Below are 18,190 nucleotides of genomic sequence, written 5' to 3'. Positions count from 1 at the left end.
TGAATTTGCAATAAATTAAGTTCTAACTTATTAAATGTTTCTATAAGAAATTTTTAGGTTTTATTTACATGAGGATTTTTTGTCTTCATTTTTTTTATTGCGAGATTTTTTCTATTTGCAGCAAGAACTGCGAGAGCTGTCATATTGACAACACCTCGTGAAGTTACTGAAGGTGTTAGAATATGTGCAGGACGTGCAGCTCCAATCAAAATAGGGCCTACATGAAGTGCATTTGTTAAATTTTTGGCGATATTAAGCGTGATATTAGCTGCATCAAGTGTTGGAAAGACCAGCAAATTAGCTTCGCTCGTAAGGCGTGAAGCAGGGAAAACACGATCACGAAGAATCTTGGAAAGTGCGGCGTCACCATGCATTTCCCCATCTGCTTCCAAATTTGGATATAATTCAGCAAGGATTTCGGTAGCACGACGCATTTTGCGCGCACTTACTGTATTTTTGGACCCAAAATTTGAATGTGATAATAAAGCTGCTTTTGGTTTTATACCAAATGCTTCAATTTCTTGTGCTGCTAGGATTGTCATTTCTGCTATTTCTTCTGCAGAAGGATCTTCATTAACGTAAGTATCTGTTAGAAAGAGAGTACCACGTGTAGAGATAAGGAGACTGACCGCAGAAAAATGATTAACATTTGGGTCAAGTCCAATGATTTGTTCAATTAATTGAAGATTACGTTCAAAACGCCCTTCTAAACCACAAATCATTGCATCAGCTTCACCACGCATAACTGCAAGAGCTGCGATAGCTGTAGTTGATGTTCTTACGATTGTTTTCGCAACTTCAGGTGAAACACCGCGTCTGCCCGTATAATGCAGAAATAAATTAACATAATCACGAAAACGTGGATCATTTTCTGGATTTGTGATTTCAAAATCTATGCCAGGACGAATTTTTAAACCAAAGCGTTTTAATCTTGTCTCTACTACATGTGGACGACCAATAAGGAGAGGAATGGCTGTTTGTTCTTCAAGAACAATTTGTGCGGCACGAAGAACACGTTCGTCTTCACCGTCAGCGTAGATTACACGTTTACACTTTGCTGTTTTTGCTGCTGCAAAAACAGGTTTCATTGTAAGACCAGAACGGAATACAAAACGATTAAGGATGTCATAATAGGCTTCCATATCTTCAATGGGTCGTACTGCGACACCTGATTTCATTGCTGCTTTGGCAACAGCAGGGGCAATGCGTAGTATTAAACGCGGATCGAAAGGCGAGGGAATGAGGTATTCTGGTCCAAAATTAGGGGGTGCTTTTGAATATGCACATGCTGCAACGTCTGAAGATTCTTCACGGGCGAGGGCTGCAATTGCATGAACTGCAGCTATTTTCATTTCTTCATTGATTGCAGTTGCACCAACATCTAATGCACCACGGAAGATATAAGGAAAACAAAGAACATTATTAACTTGATTAGGGTAATCAGAACGTCCTGTGCAGATCATTGCGTCGGGGCGCACTGCGTTGGCTTCTTCTGGCATAATTTCTGGGGTTGGATTGGCAAGTGCTAGAATTAAAGGCTTGGAAGCCATTTTTTTTAAATATTCAGGTTTTAAAACACCAGCTGCTGAAAGACCTAAAAAGATATCTGCATTATCAATGATGTCGGCTAGGGTTCGCGCATCAGTTTTTTGTGCGTATTTAATTTTCCAGCGATCCATAAGTGTTTCGCGGCCTTCATACACGACACCATCTAAGTCGCTAAGCCAAATATTTTCAACTTTTGCTCCAAGACGCACCAAAAGGTTAATACATGCCAAGGCAGCTGCACCCGCACCTGAAGAAACTATTTTTGCATTTTCAATTTTTTTGTCAGCAAGACTTAAAGCGTTTAATACCGCTGCACAAGTGATAATAGCAGTTCCATGTTGGTCATCATGGAAAACTGGAATATTCATTTTAGCACGAAGTTGCTCTTCAATTTCAAAGCATTCCGGAGCTTTAATGTCTTCAAGATTGATTCCACCAAATGTTGGTTCTAATGCAGATACAGTTTCTACCATTTTTGTGATATCAGGTGCATCAAGTTCAATATCAAAGACATCAATATTTGCAAATTTTTTAAATAAAACAGCTTTTCCTTCCATAACCGGTTTGGAAGCAAGTGGGCCAATATTTCCTAAACCAAGAACGGCAGTCCCATTTGATATAACAGCTACTAAGTTAGAACGAGAAGTATATTGAGCTGCAAGTTTCGGATCATCATGAATTGCAAGACACGGTGCAGCAACACCCGGAGAATAAGCAAGTGCTAGATCACGTTGATTACCAAGGGGCTTTGTTGCTTGTATCTCTAGCTTTCCAGGTTTTGGATGTTGGTGATAAAAAAGTGCTGCGCTTTCAAGTTCAGTTTGTTGTAAACAAACATTGCTATTTTGTTTTTTAGACATTTTGATGATATCCAAGTTAATATATTTATATAAGCGTTGCTATTTATAATCAGTTTTATCCACTACAGACCCTGATTTCTTTTCATATCAAAGTGCAAGTGTAGGCCAATTTTTCCGGATTGCTAAACCAATTTGTTAGGGTGTATTGATTAATAAATTCATTAATATTGGCAATATTGTTTTTGTCCTTCTTACAAAAATTCTATGATGTTTATCAATTTGAATAGATTACACTTGCAGTAAGGTATATTGTAATTATGTACAATAGAAAAATTAGAAAGAGAAAAAGGTAAAAAAGAGAAACTTTTTCATCTTTCTTTTTATTTTATTGAATTCGTCCACTTGCATGAGCAAGCATAGTATAAATTTTTCCAGTGTCTGATGTAAGATATTGTCGGGCCAAACGGATATCTCCAGAACTGCGAGATATATCACGTAATAATTTTTCAAAGTCTGAAATATATTGATTAATTGAATCTTTAAAGTTTACATCATTTAAATATTTTTTTCTAATTGTTTCAAATATTAGTTTTCCGTTCGGTGTATACAGATGTTCAATTACGATATTTTTTTGTCCACGTTTATAACGATTCCATAACTCGACAGCAGCAGTGTGATTAATGGTTTGAACAATATCACTTACTAATGAGTCAAGAGATCCATTTATAGAATCAGATTTTTCTTGTTCTGGTGAAGAAGCAGAATTGTTATTTTCTTCACGTGAAGCTCTTTCTAAAAGGTCTGATACCCATTTTTTTTGTTTTGTGTTGTGTTGTTCTGGTTGTGCAATAGGTTGTGGTGGTATTATCTTTTTATTGACTTCGGGAGCTGCATTATTTGGTTTTAACAACGCAGGGGTTTTTGGTACTAATTGGTCTTTTTCAGTATTTTGCATAACACTCGTCAAGTCTTTTAGTACTGTAATTTGTTCACTTAAGGCATGTCGAATTGTCTGTGTTGTTTCTTTTGCTTTTTCTGGTAATTTTTGAACACTTTCATCAATATCATTATTAATTTTTGAAAGCTCTAAACGAATTTCATTGGCTGAGAAGCGTATATTTTCTGCAGCTTCTGAAAAACGTGTTGAGGCCTCATTAATTAATTCATGAAGTGTTTGTTTCAGTGAATCTGTAGAGTTGCGTGTATCTTTATCAGCACGCTCAAATATTAAGCTAAGAACATTTTCGTAATGTTTGATAAGCTGATTAACTTCATCAGATTTTGAAACAAGAGCATTGCTTAATACAGAAAGAGCATTCTGTTTTTCTTGGAGTGTTATATTAAGGGTGTTTTCTGATTGTTCAAGAACGCGAATAGCTTCAGAAAGCGTTTTAGCATGTTCGCCAAAATTATTTGTTATATAGCTAATTTGCTCAAATGTATTTTGAGAAAGCCCTTGCAAAGTCTCTACATTGTTATTGAGCACTTGATTTGATGTTGACAAGTATTCTGCTACTTGATTGGTATTATGGAAGAAATTACTTGCAGTTTCATTAAGCTGACCATCAAGACTTTGAACCGTTGATATCAACATGTTACTATTTTCATGAATATTATAAATTGAATGGTTCAATTGTTCAAGGACAGCTGAAACATTGTTGATAAGATCTTCTTGCACAGTGGCCATGGTTTGAATAGTTTCGGAATTCTTTTGTGCAAGAGTATTCACTAAGGATTCATTTTGTGCGTAAATTTTTTGTTCAGCTTCTTGTGTTGAAAGAGAAAGCTGTTCACCAATTTGCTGTGTTAGATTACCAATCGATTCAGTTGTATTGTATGCAGCTTGATTCAAATAATCCGTTAATTCTGTTAATTGCTCCATATGTCCTGAAATTGTAGTGGATGTTTGGTTTTTTGCCTCTTCTAAGCGATTGCTTACATCAGCTAGTTGATGACTTAAATTATTTTCAAAATCTAACATAGATTGATGAAGAATATTCGAACGTTCGCTGAGTAATTGATCAATTGCTTCTGTTGAAGCGTGAACTGTTTCATTAATCAATGTTTGCGCATTGTTACTTGCTGTTGCGAAAGCCTCTGCAGTATGAGCTGTCTGTTCAGTCAAGGCAGAAATGACCTTTTCACTAGTTTCATGAACTGTTTGTTCAACATTTGACACAATACGGTTGCTAGATTCCGAAATAATATTTGTCGCTTTTACAGCAACATCAGCAAAAGATGAAATAAATTGATTACCAGCAGCAACAAGAGAAGCTTCTGATTTTTCTGTTTCATTAGCCATTATTGATGCTAATTTTTCAGAAATGTTTATGAACTTTTCTTGTACGCTATCTGTGACTGTATTAACAGAATTTTCTAATGAGATACGTATATTACCCACGCTCTCTTCTAGCGCTTCTTGGACTGCTTGACTATGTTCATTATTAAGGACGATAGATGTTTTTAAGTTATCGGATCGTTCCTCAAAAGTGGATGTTTGCATGTCAATAGTTTCACATACTTTCTCGAGTTTTTCAGATAATGTTTCTTCCAATGTGGCTGCACGTTCAAAAACTTGACGTGCACGGCTTTCCAAATTTTCGTCGAATAATCCTACACGTGTCTGAAGAGTATCAAGGAATACATCATTTGATTGAGAGAGAGTATTCTTAAGGAGATCAGTATGTCCCTCAAGATTTTTCATATGGTTTTGAACAGTTTCTGTAATGGCTTTGTTATTATTAATAATTGCATTTTCGACCAAGTCTACTTGTTGTTTTAATGCCATATCAATGTGTATATCGCTTTTAGCGATGAGATTATGGATTGTTTCCATACGTTGATCGAGCGTGCGTGCTTGATCTGCAAGAACTTCATTAAGAGAAAAACTATTGATAGCTAAGGAATCACGAAGAGCATCGGCACGTATATCAATATTTTTAGTTTGTTCTTCTAGAGCATTTTTAGTTATTTCGCAGCTTTGTGTGATGACTTCTTGTAGTTTTTCTGTACATTGAACTATGTCGGCAGCATGATCTTTAGCATGTTGATCAACAACTTGAATATTCTGACTCAACATTTTTTCAACGTCTGAAACATTTTTTGTTAATACGTCAATTTGATCTTTTAATGTGTCAGCCATTTTATTTTTTTCGTTGTCAAGCATACTTGCTATTATATCTCTTTGACCGGCGATTTGTGCTTTGAAGTCTTGTGAGCGCTCATCTATAATATCGATAATTGCATTATCAACATTTTTGATTTCTTCTTGCAGGACTTTTTTGCTTTCATTAACGGCAGAAAGAATGTGATCATGTCCATTTGTAAATACATTGGCAATATCAGTAGTTATTTCTTTAAGATTTACATTGATTTGAGAAGCATGAGCTTCCAGAAAGCCGCCAAGCTTTTCGGCATTATTTTCTAATTCTTTACTACGTGCAATAAAGGATTCGATAATAGTATCACTGTGTTCTTTAAGAGATAAGTCAACATTTACCAGACGATTTCCAAACGCTTCAATTGCTTCTGAGGTTATATTATCAAATTTAGAAGAGAGTTTATATGCCTGTTGATCAAGTTGCATAATTTTTTCATTGAAATCTTTTAATGATTGATTATTACGGTCAATAATCGCTTCATCCAATGTTCTAAATTTCTCATCAATATTAGATAAAGTTTGATCTGTTGCAGTTTGTATACATGTTGCAAGCTTGGCAATGTGCGTTTCAGCTTTAACGGCTGTTTCATTGAAGGTTTTTTCTAATTGTTTTTCATTATTATCAAAACGCTCTGCAAAAGTATCAAAGGTTTTTCCTAATACATGAAAAAATTCTGTATTTTTCTGCTGAACTTGTATCGTCGTTTCATTAAATTTTTCAAAGAGCTGGTTTGTTACCCCGTCGCCTGCACAAGAAAGCTTTTTAATAAGATCTTCCCCTTGTTTTTGTAAAGTTTGAGAAAGAGTTTGCGCAAGCTGTTCAACATTGGTTGCAATTTTAGAAGTAACTAAGTCAAATTCATCACTTAGTTGCTCTTGTGTTCCTTTTATTACTGTTTGTACGCGATCAGCATGATTTAAAATCGCTGTGCGTTCATTATTTAATTCCTTAATTAAGGTATAAATACGTGTTTCATTTTCAGAATAGGCTCGTTCAAGATTATGAACTTCGCTTTGGATAATGGCTTCGAGTTCAACAGCACGACCGAGGGTGCGTTCGATTCCTTCATTCATTGCAGCCACTTCTTTACGAATGGTTTGACCTATAGCAATAGCTTGCTTTTCAGAAATGTTCTGGGGTTCGCTAAGGCGTTGTGCGGCATTTGTCATGAGAACGGCAATATTATGCAATTCATTTGAACGTTTTATCAGTTGAGCAAAACCCCAAGACATAAGGATAGGAATTGTAGTACCTGCTGCTACAGCTAATCCAAGGGGAGATGTAACAAAGTTAATGATATTTGCTAAAGAGTTTAGTCCAGAAGGAGCTAGTTTATGAGCAATAAAAGCACCTCCTGTTGCCCATAAAGCGCTGAGAGCTGTTGTACTCCAATAAATTCGAGAAACAGCATTTTGTTTTAGTGATCTGAAATTGAAAGGAACTGTTATATCATCATTAGCAGGGAGAGGTTGAGTAGGTAATAATGTATCACGTACGGTTCCACCTGAAAGTTCATGGATGGGTTTTTGACCAAAAAGCAATTCAACAACTGATTCATCAACAACAGCATTGTCATGAATATTAGAGGTAATAGCTGAAGCTTCATTTTCAGAAAGAATTTCTTCTTCTGAAGTAGCAATTTTTTGAATCAAATCATCTACATTAATTAGATTTTCGGAGTCATTTGATATTATTTTTTCAATCTCTGTGTTATTTGCGTTATTAAAGTCAAAGTTCATTGCCTTTTCAAGGGCTTCTTCTACTTCAATTTCAAATGTTTGCAATTTGGTTCTGCGTGCCATACTCGCCTCATACTCTTACAGATGGAAAAGGAATACGCCCTTATCCAGATAACTCCATATACTAACCGTTAATTGTTTAGAAAGGAATACATTTAAAGAAAAATTTAAAAACTTATCAATATAAAGTTAACGCAATTTTTGTTATGTGCTCAAAAATAGCAAAAAATATATTAAAAACAATATAATAGAAAATTATGATTATCACAAAATTTCTATATATAAATCAAGTTACAGGAAAATATTACGAGTTTAGTGTATCCAATGGGAAAAAATTTAATAGAAGTTGTAGTTAAATATTAATATAATGTTCTAGGGATCATTGCAAAATGTGAGGAGATATGGATATGCAATATGTAATGTTTATATTGGTGATCAATTGGTGAATCACATTATTCTGTTCTGCCTTTTTATATAAAAAGGAAACATATTAAATAATTGCATTTGAAACGCACTTGAATACAATTACTTTATCAAATTACTATCTTTCTAAATTAGAATAGACTAATCATTTATTCATTATAAAAAAAGCATAGTTATTATTTCTTTTAATAAGCAATATCATATATTTACTATTTTTATCAAGAAATAAAAGGTGAATTTCAAAATATATTTATTAATGCAAAGTAAGTCCTGAAAAGTTATTACACTTGATATCTAAAGTTATTACACTTGATATCTTATGTCGCTGATTTTTATGCTCATGACTCATAAAATATTATATTCTTCTCAATTATTAAGCAATATTTTGCGAAATTTTTAGTACGGATACATTGACAAGTTGGTACTTTCAGTCGATATATGCTTAATAAATATTGTAATAGATATTTATGTGTTTCGCAACAAAGGTGTAAAAATAATGGCAGAACGATCACAACACCTGCAAGATATGTTTTTGAATACAGTTCGCAAGCAAAAGATTTCTATTACAATTTTTCTTGTGAATGGTGTTAAACTGACAGGTATTGTCACATCATTTGATAATTTTTCTATCCTTCTATGCCGTGATGGGCATACGCAGTTAGTCTATAAACATGCTGTTTCTACAATTATGCCGGGACAATCTTTACAGTTTTTTGAAAATGAAGATGATAAATAAACAACCTACGGCATTGTATATCTGTTATCCTTTTTTATAATATTTAAGTTATCATGATAGGTAAAAATGAGAAGTCTGGAAAATTTATTTCACAGATTGGGGAGCGGATGCGTGTTGTTATTTTTTTACCGATTTATTCCTACAAATATAAGAGGCAAAAAACTTCACATGAACGTTCGGTAGATTCTCGGGTAAAAGAAGCGTTAGGATTAGCGTGCGCTATTAAGTTGAATGTTATTCATTATGAAATTGTCAATATTACCACCCCATGTTCTTCAACTTTGTTTAGGATAGGTAAGGTGAATAAATTTGCTCATTATATAAGTGAGCATCATATTACGCTTGCGATTGTAGATCATTTTTTAACACCAGTACAGCAACGTAATTTGGAAAAATTATGGAATTGTAAGGTTATTGATAGGACAGCTTTGATTCTTGAAATTTTTGGTGATCGGGCGCGAACAAAGGAAGGAGTGCTACAGGTAGAATTGGCGCATTTATCTTACCAAAAAAGTAGACTTGTGCGGAGTTGGACACATTTAGAGAGGCAACGTGGTGGTAGTGGTTTTTTAGGTGGTCCTGGTGAAACTCAAATTGAAGCAGATAGACGTCTTTTGCAAAATAAAATCATTCGTATCCGTCGCGAATTAGAAACCGTTGTTAAAACACGTGCTCTTCATAGAGCTAAAAGAAAAAAGATACCTTATCCTGTTATTGCTTTGGTGGGATATACAAATGCAGGAAAATCAACACTTTTTAACCATTTAAGTGATTCTAATGTGTTGGCAGAGGATATGCTGTTTGCAACTCTTGATCCAACTTTACGTAAAATTGTTCTTCCTCATGGACAAAAAGTTCTTTTATCTGATACTGTGGGTTTCATATCTAATTTACCAACACATTTAATTGCGGCTTTTAGAGCAACCCTTGAAGAAGTTATTGAAGCTGATTTAATTCTTCATGTAAGAGATGTATCGGATCCTGATCATTACGCTCATGCCCAAGATGTTTTAAAAATACTTTCAAGTCTTGGTGTTGATATTAATGACATGGATCATATTGTGGAAATTTGGAATAAGATTGATGTATTGGATCAACATGCATTAGGCATTTTGCAGACCAACTCAAAAAAATTATTAAATCCTGCATTGATGATGTCAGCCCTTACTGGTAAAGGCTTGAAACAGCTGTTAGCACTTATTGAAAAGAAAATTTTTGGGGATATGCAGAGTGTTGAGTTTATTTTAAAGCCTAACGAAATGAGAATTATTGATTGGTTCTATAAAAATTCTGGTCAGATAGAGCAGAAAAGCAATGATGATGGTTCTGTTACTGTTAAAGCAGTACTTACTGCCGAAGCAAAAAAACGATTAAATTATATAAAATAAAATATGTATTAAAGTTATCCTAAATAAAAAATTTTTTATTCTTATATTTTCTTATTTCTCAATAATATAAGTTTTAGTTAAGGGGATAGTTACTACTTTCTCTTAATAAAACGGTGTAATGTATTTTTCTGGTTAAAATAAAAATGAATCTTAAGTGCGATAAAAGATTGTTAGCACGCATAATGCCGCGAAAAGCTTTAACCGCTTTGTTATTAGCGATACACTGTGTATTGTTGATTTTATTATATTATTTTATTTGTCCGAAGCCCTACCAAGCAACATTAACATTTATGTTATCGGATTCTAGTGGGATACCATTATCGATTAATAAACAAAATAATATTATCGCATTACTGTTCTCGCAACCTGTTATTGTAAATTATTCAAATTCTGATAAGGCAATTCCTTATGATGTATATGTGAAAGATTTTTATAAAAATATTCAATTGTTACGCAAAGGTGACCTTATTAATCTTTCTTTTGAAGCAAAAACTGTTGAAGATGCTCGACAAGGCTTAGAAACCTGGTTTTCTAACTTTTCTGAGAAAATCATTAAGCGAGAGAAGCAATATGATAAAAGCACACTTTTTCATATCTTACAGACATTTCGTTCATCTATTGCTTCCACCATTCATCATGAAGCAAAACAGGCTGAGTTTAATAGTCTTTATGCACAATTAACGGATACAATTTTGAGACGTATTCGTTTAAAAAGTTTGAATTCAACTATTAAAATGATGCGTCAACAGGGACAATCTCTATTATCTTTATCATTTATCACAAATAATTTGGCTATTATTGCTCTTGAGGCTAAACTTAATCTCTTGAATACACAAAAAGCTCATATGGCTGTTCAGTTAGGTTGGGAGCATCCTCAAATCAAAGCGATGATTGCAGAAACAAAGGAACTTTCTGCTCAGTTAGAAAGTAAAATTTCTCAGATTGTTGATCAAATTCATTCAGATGCGATTATCGCAGAGAGTTTTGAAACACAATTAAGAGGGAAAATTAGCACTTTTGTGGAGGATCAATCTCAGTCCTTAAATCAGATATTAAATGAATTAGAAGATAAAATAGTGATAGAGGGACAAAATCAGCAGATAAATATGGATGCTCCTTCATTACAGAATATAAAGATTCATATGATAGCTCCAATAGAAGTAACTCCAATTTCTTTTATGGATTTTTATAGCAGAAATATTTTTGTTGCTATATTTGCAAGCTTAATCGCTTTGGGGGGAGCGCTATTATTGCAAAAATATTCTGGAGTTCAAAAAGTTCAATCGGAGAAAGAAAGTTTTAAAAGCAATGATAGTATTTCCTTATTCAAGGTAAGAAGAAACGAAGAAACTTTGATTACAATAGAGGAATTATTAGTTTTCCTGAAATCGCGTGTTTCCACAGTTGTTTCAATAATTGGACCAGAAGCAGCACAAATGGCAGCAAAATTATCTCTTCATCTTATCAAAGAACAAAAAATGATCTTGCTGGTAGATATTTCTGGGCAACAAATAGAAAAAGTGATTGGCCCACGTCGAGGATTGAGCGATGTCTTAACAGGAAGTGCGCAATTGCACGATGTTATTTATCATGATTATGATACGGGGATTGATATTTTGCCGCGGGGATTAACAAGTGCTAAGTGTGCAAAAAAATTTTCAAATATTATCCCTGTTATATTGGAAGAATTTAAAAAAGATTATGATTTTATTATTTTAGAAATGACTGTCGAACCTGAATATGAACTTGAGAAAATTGCAGAATCAACAAACTATTATGTTTGCAGTGTTCCATTTGATAAACATAATTGGATGGCAAAAATGGTATATAGATTTCCAAAGGTTGTTTATCATGTAAACTCATAATTGTAATATGAAAGAATAGTAATAATTATATTTTATAGCAAGGCTTTGTTTTTTTATAGAACATTAATGTATTAATGTGTTGAAATGACTAAAACTTAATGTTTAAATTTTGGAAAATTGCAGTTGTAGATGAATTGGAGACAATCAGAAGTGACAATAAAAAGATTGAACAATATAGCTTTGACACCGCTGCAGAAACAAAATCGAAAACAGATTCAGATATGGCTTTATGCTGTTTTATTGCTTTGTTTAGCAATTGTCTTAATAGGTGGTGCTACCCGTTTAACAGGGTCTGGATTATCGATAACTGAATGGAAGCCAATTTATGGTGTAATTCCTCCAATTAGTATAGAACAATGGCAGGAAGAGTTCTTGAAGTATCAACAGATAGCGCAGTATAAGGTGCTCAATCGTGATATGACTTTAAATGCATTTAAAGTGATTTTTTGGTGGGAATGGGGGCACCGTTTTCTTGGCCGTTTGGTTGGCCTTGTAGCTTTGTTGGGTTTAATTTGGTTTTGGGCGACTAAACGCATTGAAAAAAATATTTTTCTTCAGCTTATGGCTGTACCAGTTCTTATTGCTATTCAAGGTGTTATTGGATGGTGGATGGTGGCTTCTGGTTTGGGTCAAAGCAATTTGACAAGCGTTAGCCAATATCGTTTAGCACTTCACCTAATAACGGCATGTTTTGTTATTATTTTTGTTACTTATTTATCTCGAGGTCTTACAGAATATTCAGAGCAACCAGCAGATCAATCAGTACAACGTTTTGCAGGTTGGTTTGTTTTTTGCATTTTAATTGAGATTTATTTTGGTGCTTTAGTTGCCGGTCTCCATGCAGGTAAGGTTTATAATACATGGCCATTGATAGATGGACAGATTGTACCTGATGGATTACTGAATTATAACCCAGTTTGGCTCAGTTTGTTTGAAAATCCTTTGACAGTGCAATTTATACATCGTTTTTTTGCTTATTTTTTATTTATTATAGCGATTTTTCATGTTTTGTATGTAAATAAAAAAAATCCCCACTCAATGCATGCTCGTCGTGCATTTTTATTATTTATTATCATAGTTGCTCAGGCATTTTTGGGTATTGTTACATTATTAAATGAAGTGCCAATTAGTTGGGGGCTTATTCATCAAAGTATTGCGTTAGTAGTATTGTGCTTTTCAGTTGCTCATTGGCGCGCCACAAAAGGAGCATATCTTGCTCTTAAATAAGAATTTGACTTTAAAAAAAATTTTACCTTTCTGAGAGCATTAAATCAAGATTTTGAACAGCGGATGCAGATGCTCCTTTTCCCAGATTATCTAATATAGAACAAAGATTGAAAATACCTTCATTTTCATTGCCAAAAACAAAAAGTTTCATACTGTCTTTATGTGCTAAGGATTCTGGATCTAGTTTGGTTAGTGTTTCGGTTTCTTCTTTTGATGCAACGGATATTGCATTTTGTTCATTGTAATGGATATGAAGAATTTCACGAAGATTAGAACAGCTAGCTGATTTTGTGAATAAATTACGATGTAGAGGAATATTAACAATCATTCCTTGAGGAAAACGACCAACACTTGGTACAAAAACGGGTGTTTGGCTGATCTGTCCGTGAATTTTGATTTCTGGAATATGTTTATGATTAAGATTCAAACCATAAATAAAATAGTTTTCTTTCAGAGAGTCTTTTCGGGATTGATTTTCCATTTGAGCAATTAATTGTTTACCACCACCTGTATAACCAGATATAGCGTTAATTGATATTGGGTAATCAGAATCTATTAAACCTGCTTCACGTAATGGTCGAATCAAACTAATTGCACCAGTTGGATAACATCCAGGATTTGCAACGTAGCGTGCTTCTTGGATACGTTTTTTTTGTCCTGCTGTCATTTCAGGAAAGCCGTAGACCCAATCTGGGGCAGTACGGTGTGCTGTTGAGCTGTCAATAATTCTAATTTTTTTTTTATTTTTAAGTAGGTTAATTGTTTCCCGTGCAGCTTTATCTGGAAGACATAAAATAACAATGTCGGCTTGATTAAGATAGTCTTGTCGAGAATCAAGCTTATGCCGATCTTCATGAGGAATAGACAGTAACTCTAAATCAGAACGTTTTGCCAGTCGCTTTTGTATTTGTAGTCCGGTTGTTCCGTGTTCACCGTCAATAAAAATTTTTGTTGCCATTTATTATCCTTGAATTCAATTTTTTTGTTAGAACTACAGCTTATTATTTTTCCTGTTTGATAAAGAGTATAATAAAAAATTACGTATATAAATTTTAACATGTAATTTTGTGCGTCATTTATTTTTGTGAAGATAGGATTTATTGATTAAAATAACAAAAGCATAGGTTGAATTCTTGCTGTATTTACGGTTTTTGAATTTAAATTTTTCAAAAGATTTTGTCTATAAAATTTGCTGTGTTACCTTCTATTATTTTAATTTCTAATGTTAGGACATGTTTTATGACCAAGCAAGCAAATGATCTGCGTAAGTGTTTTTTTAATGATAGTTTAGAAGTTGCTGATTCTGCGGTGTTTAATGCAATTAGTGGTGAGCTTGGACGTCAGCGTTATGAGATTGAATTGATCGCTTCAGAAAATATTGTTTCAAGGGCGGTTCTTGAAGCTCAGGGATCGATTTTGACCAATAAATATGCAGAAGGTTATCCAGGAAAGCGTTATTATGGTGGTTGTCATTTTGTTGATTTGATTGAAGAATTAGCAATTGAGCGAGCAAAAAAGCTTTTTGGTGCAGCTTTTGTAAATGTGCAACCTAATTCTGGTAGCCAAATGAATCAGGCCGTATTTTTAGCTTTGCTTCAGCCTGGTGATACATTTATGGGGCTGGATTTGAATTCTGGTGGTCATCTCACCCATGGCTCACCCGTTAATATGTCAGGCAAATGGTTTAATGTTGTTTCTTATGGTGTGCGTCAAGAAGATCAGCTTCTGGATATGGAGGAAATAGAACGTTTGGCAAAAGAGCATAAACCAAAGCTTATTTTAGCAGGTGGAACAGCCTATTCACGCATATGGAATTGGAAAAGGTTCCGTGAAATTGCAGATGAAATTGGAGCATATTTGATGGTTGATATGGCTCATATTGCAGGTTTAGTTGCTGGTGGTGCTCACCCTTCGCCTGTACCATATGCTCATGTTGTGACTACTACAACGCATAAATCATTGCGCGGTCCCCGTGGTGGTATGATATTAACGAATGATGAAGCCTTAGCCAAAAAAATTAACATGGCAGTTTTTCCTGGTCTTCAAGGTGGTCCTTTAATGCATGTCATTGCAGCTAAGGCTGTTGCATTGGGAGAAGCTTTGCAACCTGCTTTCAAAGATTATATTGCTAATGTGGTTGTTAATGCTAAAACTTTAGCAGAAAGCTTAAAAAATAATGGTTTTAATATTGTTTCTGGTGGTACGGACAATCATTTATTTTTAGTAGATTTGCGTTCTAAAAATATAACAGGAAAGGGTGCAGAACGAGCTTTGGGGTGCGCTAATATTATTTGCAACAAAAATAGTATTCCTTTTGATCACGAGAAGCCATCGATAACTTCAGGGATTCGTTTGGGTACTCCTGCCGCAACAACGCGTGGTTTTGCAGAAAGTGAGTTTACTCAAATTGGAAATTTTATTGCAGAGGTTCTTGATGGTCTTAGCTTGGCACGAAGCGATGGAGACAATACTTCAGTTGAAAGAGCTGTCAAAAAGAAGGTAAATGATATGACAAGTAAATTTCTTTTTTATTCTTTTTGAGTTCTTGTTGAGGTGTAGAAAAGATGCGTTGCCCTTATTGCCAATGTGAAGATACACAGGTTAAAGATTCACGTCCTACGGAAGAGGCAACAGTCATTCGTCGTCGACGTGTATGTTCTGTTTGTGGTGGTCGTTTTACAACTTTTGAACGTGTTCAGCTGCGTGAACTTTTTGTTCTCAAAAAAAGTGGTCGGTGTGAGTTGTTCGATCGTGATAAATTAATGCGGTCGGTTAATATAGCTGTACGTAAACGTAATATTGATCCTGAGCATATTGAGCAGGCGATTTCCGGTATTGTGCGCCAGCTTGAGAGTTTAGGAGAGCCTGAGATTCCTTCAGAAAAAATTGGTCATCTTGTGATGGAATCTTTAAAAGGTATTGATGATATTGCTTATATTCGTTTTGCTTCTGTATATCGTGATTTCCGTAATGCGAGTGATTTTCATAATGTGATAGATGAATTATCAAAAGGTGCAACGGATATAGAATCTTTTTTTGATGAGTAGAGAAGCACAAGATAAACGATTTATGGCTGCTGCTATTCGCTTAGCAGAACGTCATATTAATCTTACGGGTAAAAATCCTTCTGTTGGTGCATTAATTGTAAAAAATAATGAAACAGACGCATCTATTGTTGGTTATGGTGTGACTGCTGTTCAGGGAAGACCTCATGCTGAAGTGCAAGCTTTACTTATGGCTGGTCCTTTGGCCTATGGTGCGACTGCCTATATCACTTTGGAGCCATGTTCACATTATGGAAAAACTCCACCATGTGTTAATGCACTAATAGATGCAGGTATTGCTCGAGTTGTCATTGCTCTTCCTGATCCTGATCAACGGGTGTATGGTCGTGGTATTGCTCTTTTACGTTCAGCGGGTATTGAGGTTGTTGAAGGAGTTTTGGCTGAAGAGGCTTTTGAAACATTAAGTGCTTATTTATGTGTAAAGAAATTGCAGCGTTGTGAAGTCACTTTAAAAATGGCTATTTCTGCAGATAATGGTGTGGGCAAAAAAGGGCAAAGTAATTTAAAGATTAGTGGAGAAATTTCTCATTCACAAACTCACATTCTGCGTGCTCAAAATGATGTTATTATGGTTGGTATTGGTACTATATTAGCAGATGATCCAAAATTAGATTGTCGTTTACCAGGACTTGAAATGCGTTCACCTATACGCGTTATTTTGGATAAAAATTTACGTATTCCTCTTGATGCAAAAGTTGTGCAAACAGCAGCGAATATCCCCACATGGGTGATTTGTGGTACAGTTCTTTCGAAAAAAAGAAAGAAAATAGCTTTAGAACAATATGGTGTAACTGTATGTTCAGTGGAGGCTAACAATAATTTGATACCGCCTCTTGCTATTTTAAGGTTACTTTATCAGCGTAAAATCAATAGTGTTTTACTTGAGGGGGGAGCAAAGACAGGAGAAATATTTTTAAATGCTAGTTGTGTAGACCGGTTGATATGTTTTTATGCACCGATTATTTTAGGGAAAGATCGAATTGAAGCTCCCCATTTTGAATCTTATCTTTCAGAGTTTAATAAAATTGAAATGAGAATGCTGGGAAATGACCGTTTGTACAAATGGAGGCGTAAGATACTATGTTCACAGGGATCATAACCGATATTGGTTGTATTGAAGATATTCAACCTTTAAAACAGGGAATACGTTTAAATATTTCTACTCATTATGATGTGGAGAGTTTAAAAATAGGCGCATCAATTGCTTGTTCAGGTATTTGTTTGACAATTGTTGAGCGTGCACTCAAATCTACAGCTACTCATTGGTTTGCTGTTGAGGCATGGGAAGAGGCACTATGTTTGACTAATCTTACACAATGGACAAAAGGAACTTTTGTTAATTTAGAGCGTTCGTTACGGCTTGGTGACGAAATAGGGGGACATCTGGTTTTCGGCCATATCGATGGTCTAGCCGAGATTATTGAGAAAAAAAATGAAGGTGATGCGACTCGTTTTCATTTACAAGTCCCAATGCAATTAGCTCCCTTTATTGCAGAAAAGGGTTCTATTGCACTTAATGGGACATCATTAACTGTTAATTATGTTGAAAATAATATTTTTGATGTCCTTATTATCCGTCATACGCTTGAGATGACAATATGGGGACAAGCTGAGGTTGGAGATCAGGTGAATTTAGAAGTTGATCAATTGGCTCGTTATGTAGCTAGACTTTCAGACTTTAAAATGAAAAATGGATAGCTGGAAAATTATTATATTTTTTCTTAAACTTGAGATTGTGTAATTTAAAGTTTCTTTATTAATTTTTCTGGTAGGAGCCGTATGACAAAAAACACACATAAAAAATTGCGTATTTTGATTGTTGAAGCGCGTTTTTATGATAAAATTTCTGACTCTCTTCTTGCAGGTGCGGTTAGTGTTTTGAAAAAAGCTGAAGTGAGTTACGATATTGTAACTGTTCCAGGAGCTTTAGAAATTCCTGGTGCGATAGTCATTGCTGAAAAAAATAATGAAATATGCTATGATGGTTATGTAGCGCTTGGTTGTGTTATTCGGGGGGAAACATATCATTTTGAAATTGTGGCTGATAATTCTTGTCGAGCATTGATGGATTTAACTATTTATCAACAATTGGTTATTGGCAATGGCATTTTGACCGTTGAAGATGAATTTCAAGCATGGGATCGTGTGAGAGACGATGAAAAAAATAAAGGTGGTTTTGCCGCTCAAGCCGCTTTATGTATGATTGCTCTAAAGAAAAAGTTTGGAGATAATCATTAA

Annotated in this window: 12 protein-coding genes; 9 read left to right on the top strand and 3 right to left on the bottom strand. The window is 34.7% G+C overall.

Annotation, left to right across the window (positions count from 1 at the left end; all coding sequences use genetic code 11):
- Nucleotides 1–53 precede the first annotated feature (53 nt).
- Together T420_RS06895 and T420_RS0103230 are read right to left on the bottom strand one after the other, a co-directional pair.
- Complete coding sequence (locus tag T420_RS06895; protein WP_013545154.1) at nt 54–2,408, bottom strand: NADP-dependent malic enzyme; 2,355 nt, start codon at nt 2,406–2,408, stop codon at nt 54–56.
- A gap of 325 nt (nt 2,409–2,733) precedes the next feature.
- On the bottom strand, nt 2,734–7,311 hold the full coding sequence (locus T420_RS0103230; protein WP_013545153.1) for a coiled-coil domain-containing protein: 4,578 nt from the start codon (nt 7,309–7,311) through the stop codon (nt 2,734–2,736).
- A gap of 856 nt (nt 7,312–8,167) precedes the next feature.
- On the opposite strand from T420_RS0103230, the gene hfq reads away from it, so the two are divergent.
- From hfq to T420_RS0103210, 4 genes are all read left to right on the top strand, one after another.
- On the top strand, nt 8,168–8,407 hold the full coding sequence (hfq, locus tag T420_RS0103225) for an RNA chaperone Hfq (RefSeq protein WP_013545152.1): 240 nt from the start codon (nt 8,168–8,170) through the stop codon (nt 8,405–8,407).
- Nucleotides 8,408–8,460: 53 nt separating this feature from the next.
- Complete coding sequence (gene hflX / locus T420_RS0103220; RefSeq protein WP_013545151.1) at nt 8,461–9,795, top strand: GTPase HflX; 1,335 nt, start codon at nt 8,461–8,463, stop codon at nt 9,793–9,795.
- Nucleotides 9,796–9,977: 182 nt separating this feature from the next.
- Nucleotides 9,978–11,660 carry a membrane protein gene (locus tag T420_RS0103215; RefSeq protein ID WP_013545150.1) on the top strand — a complete coding sequence of 561 codons (1,683 nt, stop codon included), beginning with the start codon at nt 9,978–9,980 and terminating at the stop codon, nt 11,658–11,660.
- 150 nt (nt 11,661–11,810) lie between these two features.
- Nucleotides 11,811–12,887 carry a COX15/CtaA family protein gene (locus tag T420_RS0103210; RefSeq protein WP_026501134.1) on the top strand — a complete coding sequence of 359 codons (1,077 nt, stop codon included), beginning with the start codon at nt 11,811–11,813 and terminating at the stop codon, nt 12,885–12,887.
- 22 nt (nt 12,888–12,909) lie between these two features.
- Here the strand turns inward: T420_RS0103210 and argC are convergent, their stop codons facing one another.
- Nucleotides 12,910–13,845 (bottom strand): N-acetyl-gamma-glutamyl-phosphate reductase, encoded by a 936-nt coding sequence (argC, locus tag T420_RS0103205; protein ID WP_013545148.1) that lies wholly within the window; start codon nt 13,843–13,845, stop codon nt 12,910–12,912.
- Nucleotides 13,846–14,126: 281 nt separating this feature from the next.
- Here argC and glyA point away from each other — a divergent pair, with 281 nt between their 5' ends.
- The 5 genes from glyA to T420_RS0103180 all read left to right on the top strand — a co-directional run bounded on the left by glyA (nt 14,127) and on the right by T420_RS0103180 (nt 18,190).
- Nucleotides 14,127–15,428: a serine hydroxymethyltransferase gene (gene glyA / locus T420_RS0103200; protein ID WP_013545147.1), complete on the top strand. Its 1,302-nt coding sequence runs from the start codon at nt 14,127–14,129 to the stop codon at nt 15,426–15,428.
- Nucleotides 15,429–15,451: 23 nt separating this feature from the next.
- Nucleotides 15,452–15,934, top strand: coding sequence for a transcriptional regulator NrdR (nrdR, locus tag T420_RS0103195; protein ID WP_013545146.1), 483 nt, complete (start codon nt 15,452–15,454; stop codon nt 15,932–15,934).
- Entirely contained in the window at nt 15,927–17,051 is a 1,125-nt protein-coding gene (ribD, locus tag T420_RS0103190) for a bifunctional diaminohydroxyphosphoribosylaminopyrimidine deaminase/5-amino-6-(5-phosphoribosylamino)uracil reductase RibD (RefSeq protein ID WP_013545145.1), read from the top strand. The genes nrdR and ribD overlap by 8 nt, the downstream gene beginning before the upstream one ends.
- Entirely contained in the window at nt 17,033–17,650 is a 618-nt protein-coding gene (locus tag T420_RS0103185; protein ID WP_013545144.1) for a riboflavin synthase, read from the top strand. Before ribD ends, T420_RS0103185 begins: the two co-directional genes overlap by 19 nt.
- A gap of 81 nt (nt 17,651–17,731) precedes the next feature.
- Nucleotides 17,732–18,190, top strand: coding sequence for a 6,7-dimethyl-8-ribityllumazine synthase (locus T420_RS0103180; RefSeq protein WP_013545143.1), 459 nt, complete (start codon nt 17,732–17,734; stop codon nt 18,188–18,190).

The organism is Bartonella clarridgeiae ATCC 51734, assembly GCF_000518185.1.
Taxonomy (GTDB): domain Bacteria; phylum Pseudomonadota; class Alphaproteobacteria; order Rhizobiales; family Rhizobiaceae; genus Bartonella; species Bartonella clarridgeiae.
This window is presented reverse-complemented; position numbering and strand designations above follow the sequence as displayed.

Bases quoted from the DNA above. Each gene is read 5' to 3' on its own strand.
- T420_RS06895 (WP_013545154.1), bottom strand. From the start codon at position 2,408: ATGTCTAAAAAACAAAATAGCAATGTTTGTTTACAACAAACTGAACTT.
- hfq (WP_013545152.1), top strand. From the start codon at position 8,168: ATGGCAGAACGATCACAACACCTGCAAGATATGTTTTTGAATACAGTT.
- nrdR (WP_013545146.1), top strand. From the start codon at position 15,452: ATGCGTTGCCCTTATTGCCAATGTGAAGATACACAGGTTAAAGATTCA.
- T420_RS0103230 (WP_013545153.1), bottom strand. From the start codon at position 7,311: ATGGCACGCAGAACCAAATTGCAAACATTTGAAATTGAAGTAGAAGAA.
- ribD (WP_013545145.1), top strand. From the start codon at position 15,927: ATGAGTAGAGAAGCACAAGATAAACGATTTATGGCTGCTGCTATTCGC.
- T420_RS0103180 (WP_013545143.1), top strand. From the start codon at position 17,732: ATGACAAAAAACACACATAAAAAATTGCGTATTTTGATTGTTGAAGCG.
- T420_RS0103215 (WP_013545150.1), top strand. From the start codon at position 9,978: ATGCCGCGAAAAGCTTTAACCGCTTTGTTATTAGCGATACACTGTGTA.
- hflX (WP_013545151.1), top strand. From the start codon at position 8,461: ATGATAGGTAAAAATGAGAAGTCTGGAAAATTTATTTCACAGATTGGG.
- T420_RS0103185 (WP_013545144.1), top strand. From the start codon at position 17,033: ATGTTCACAGGGATCATAACCGATATTGGTTGTATTGAAGATATTCAA.
- argC (WP_013545148.1), bottom strand. From the start codon at position 13,845: ATGGCAACAAAAATTTTTATTGACGGTGAACACGGAACAACCGGACTA.
- glyA (WP_013545147.1), top strand. From the start codon at position 14,127: ATGACCAAGCAAGCAAATGATCTGCGTAAGTGTTTTTTTAATGATAGT.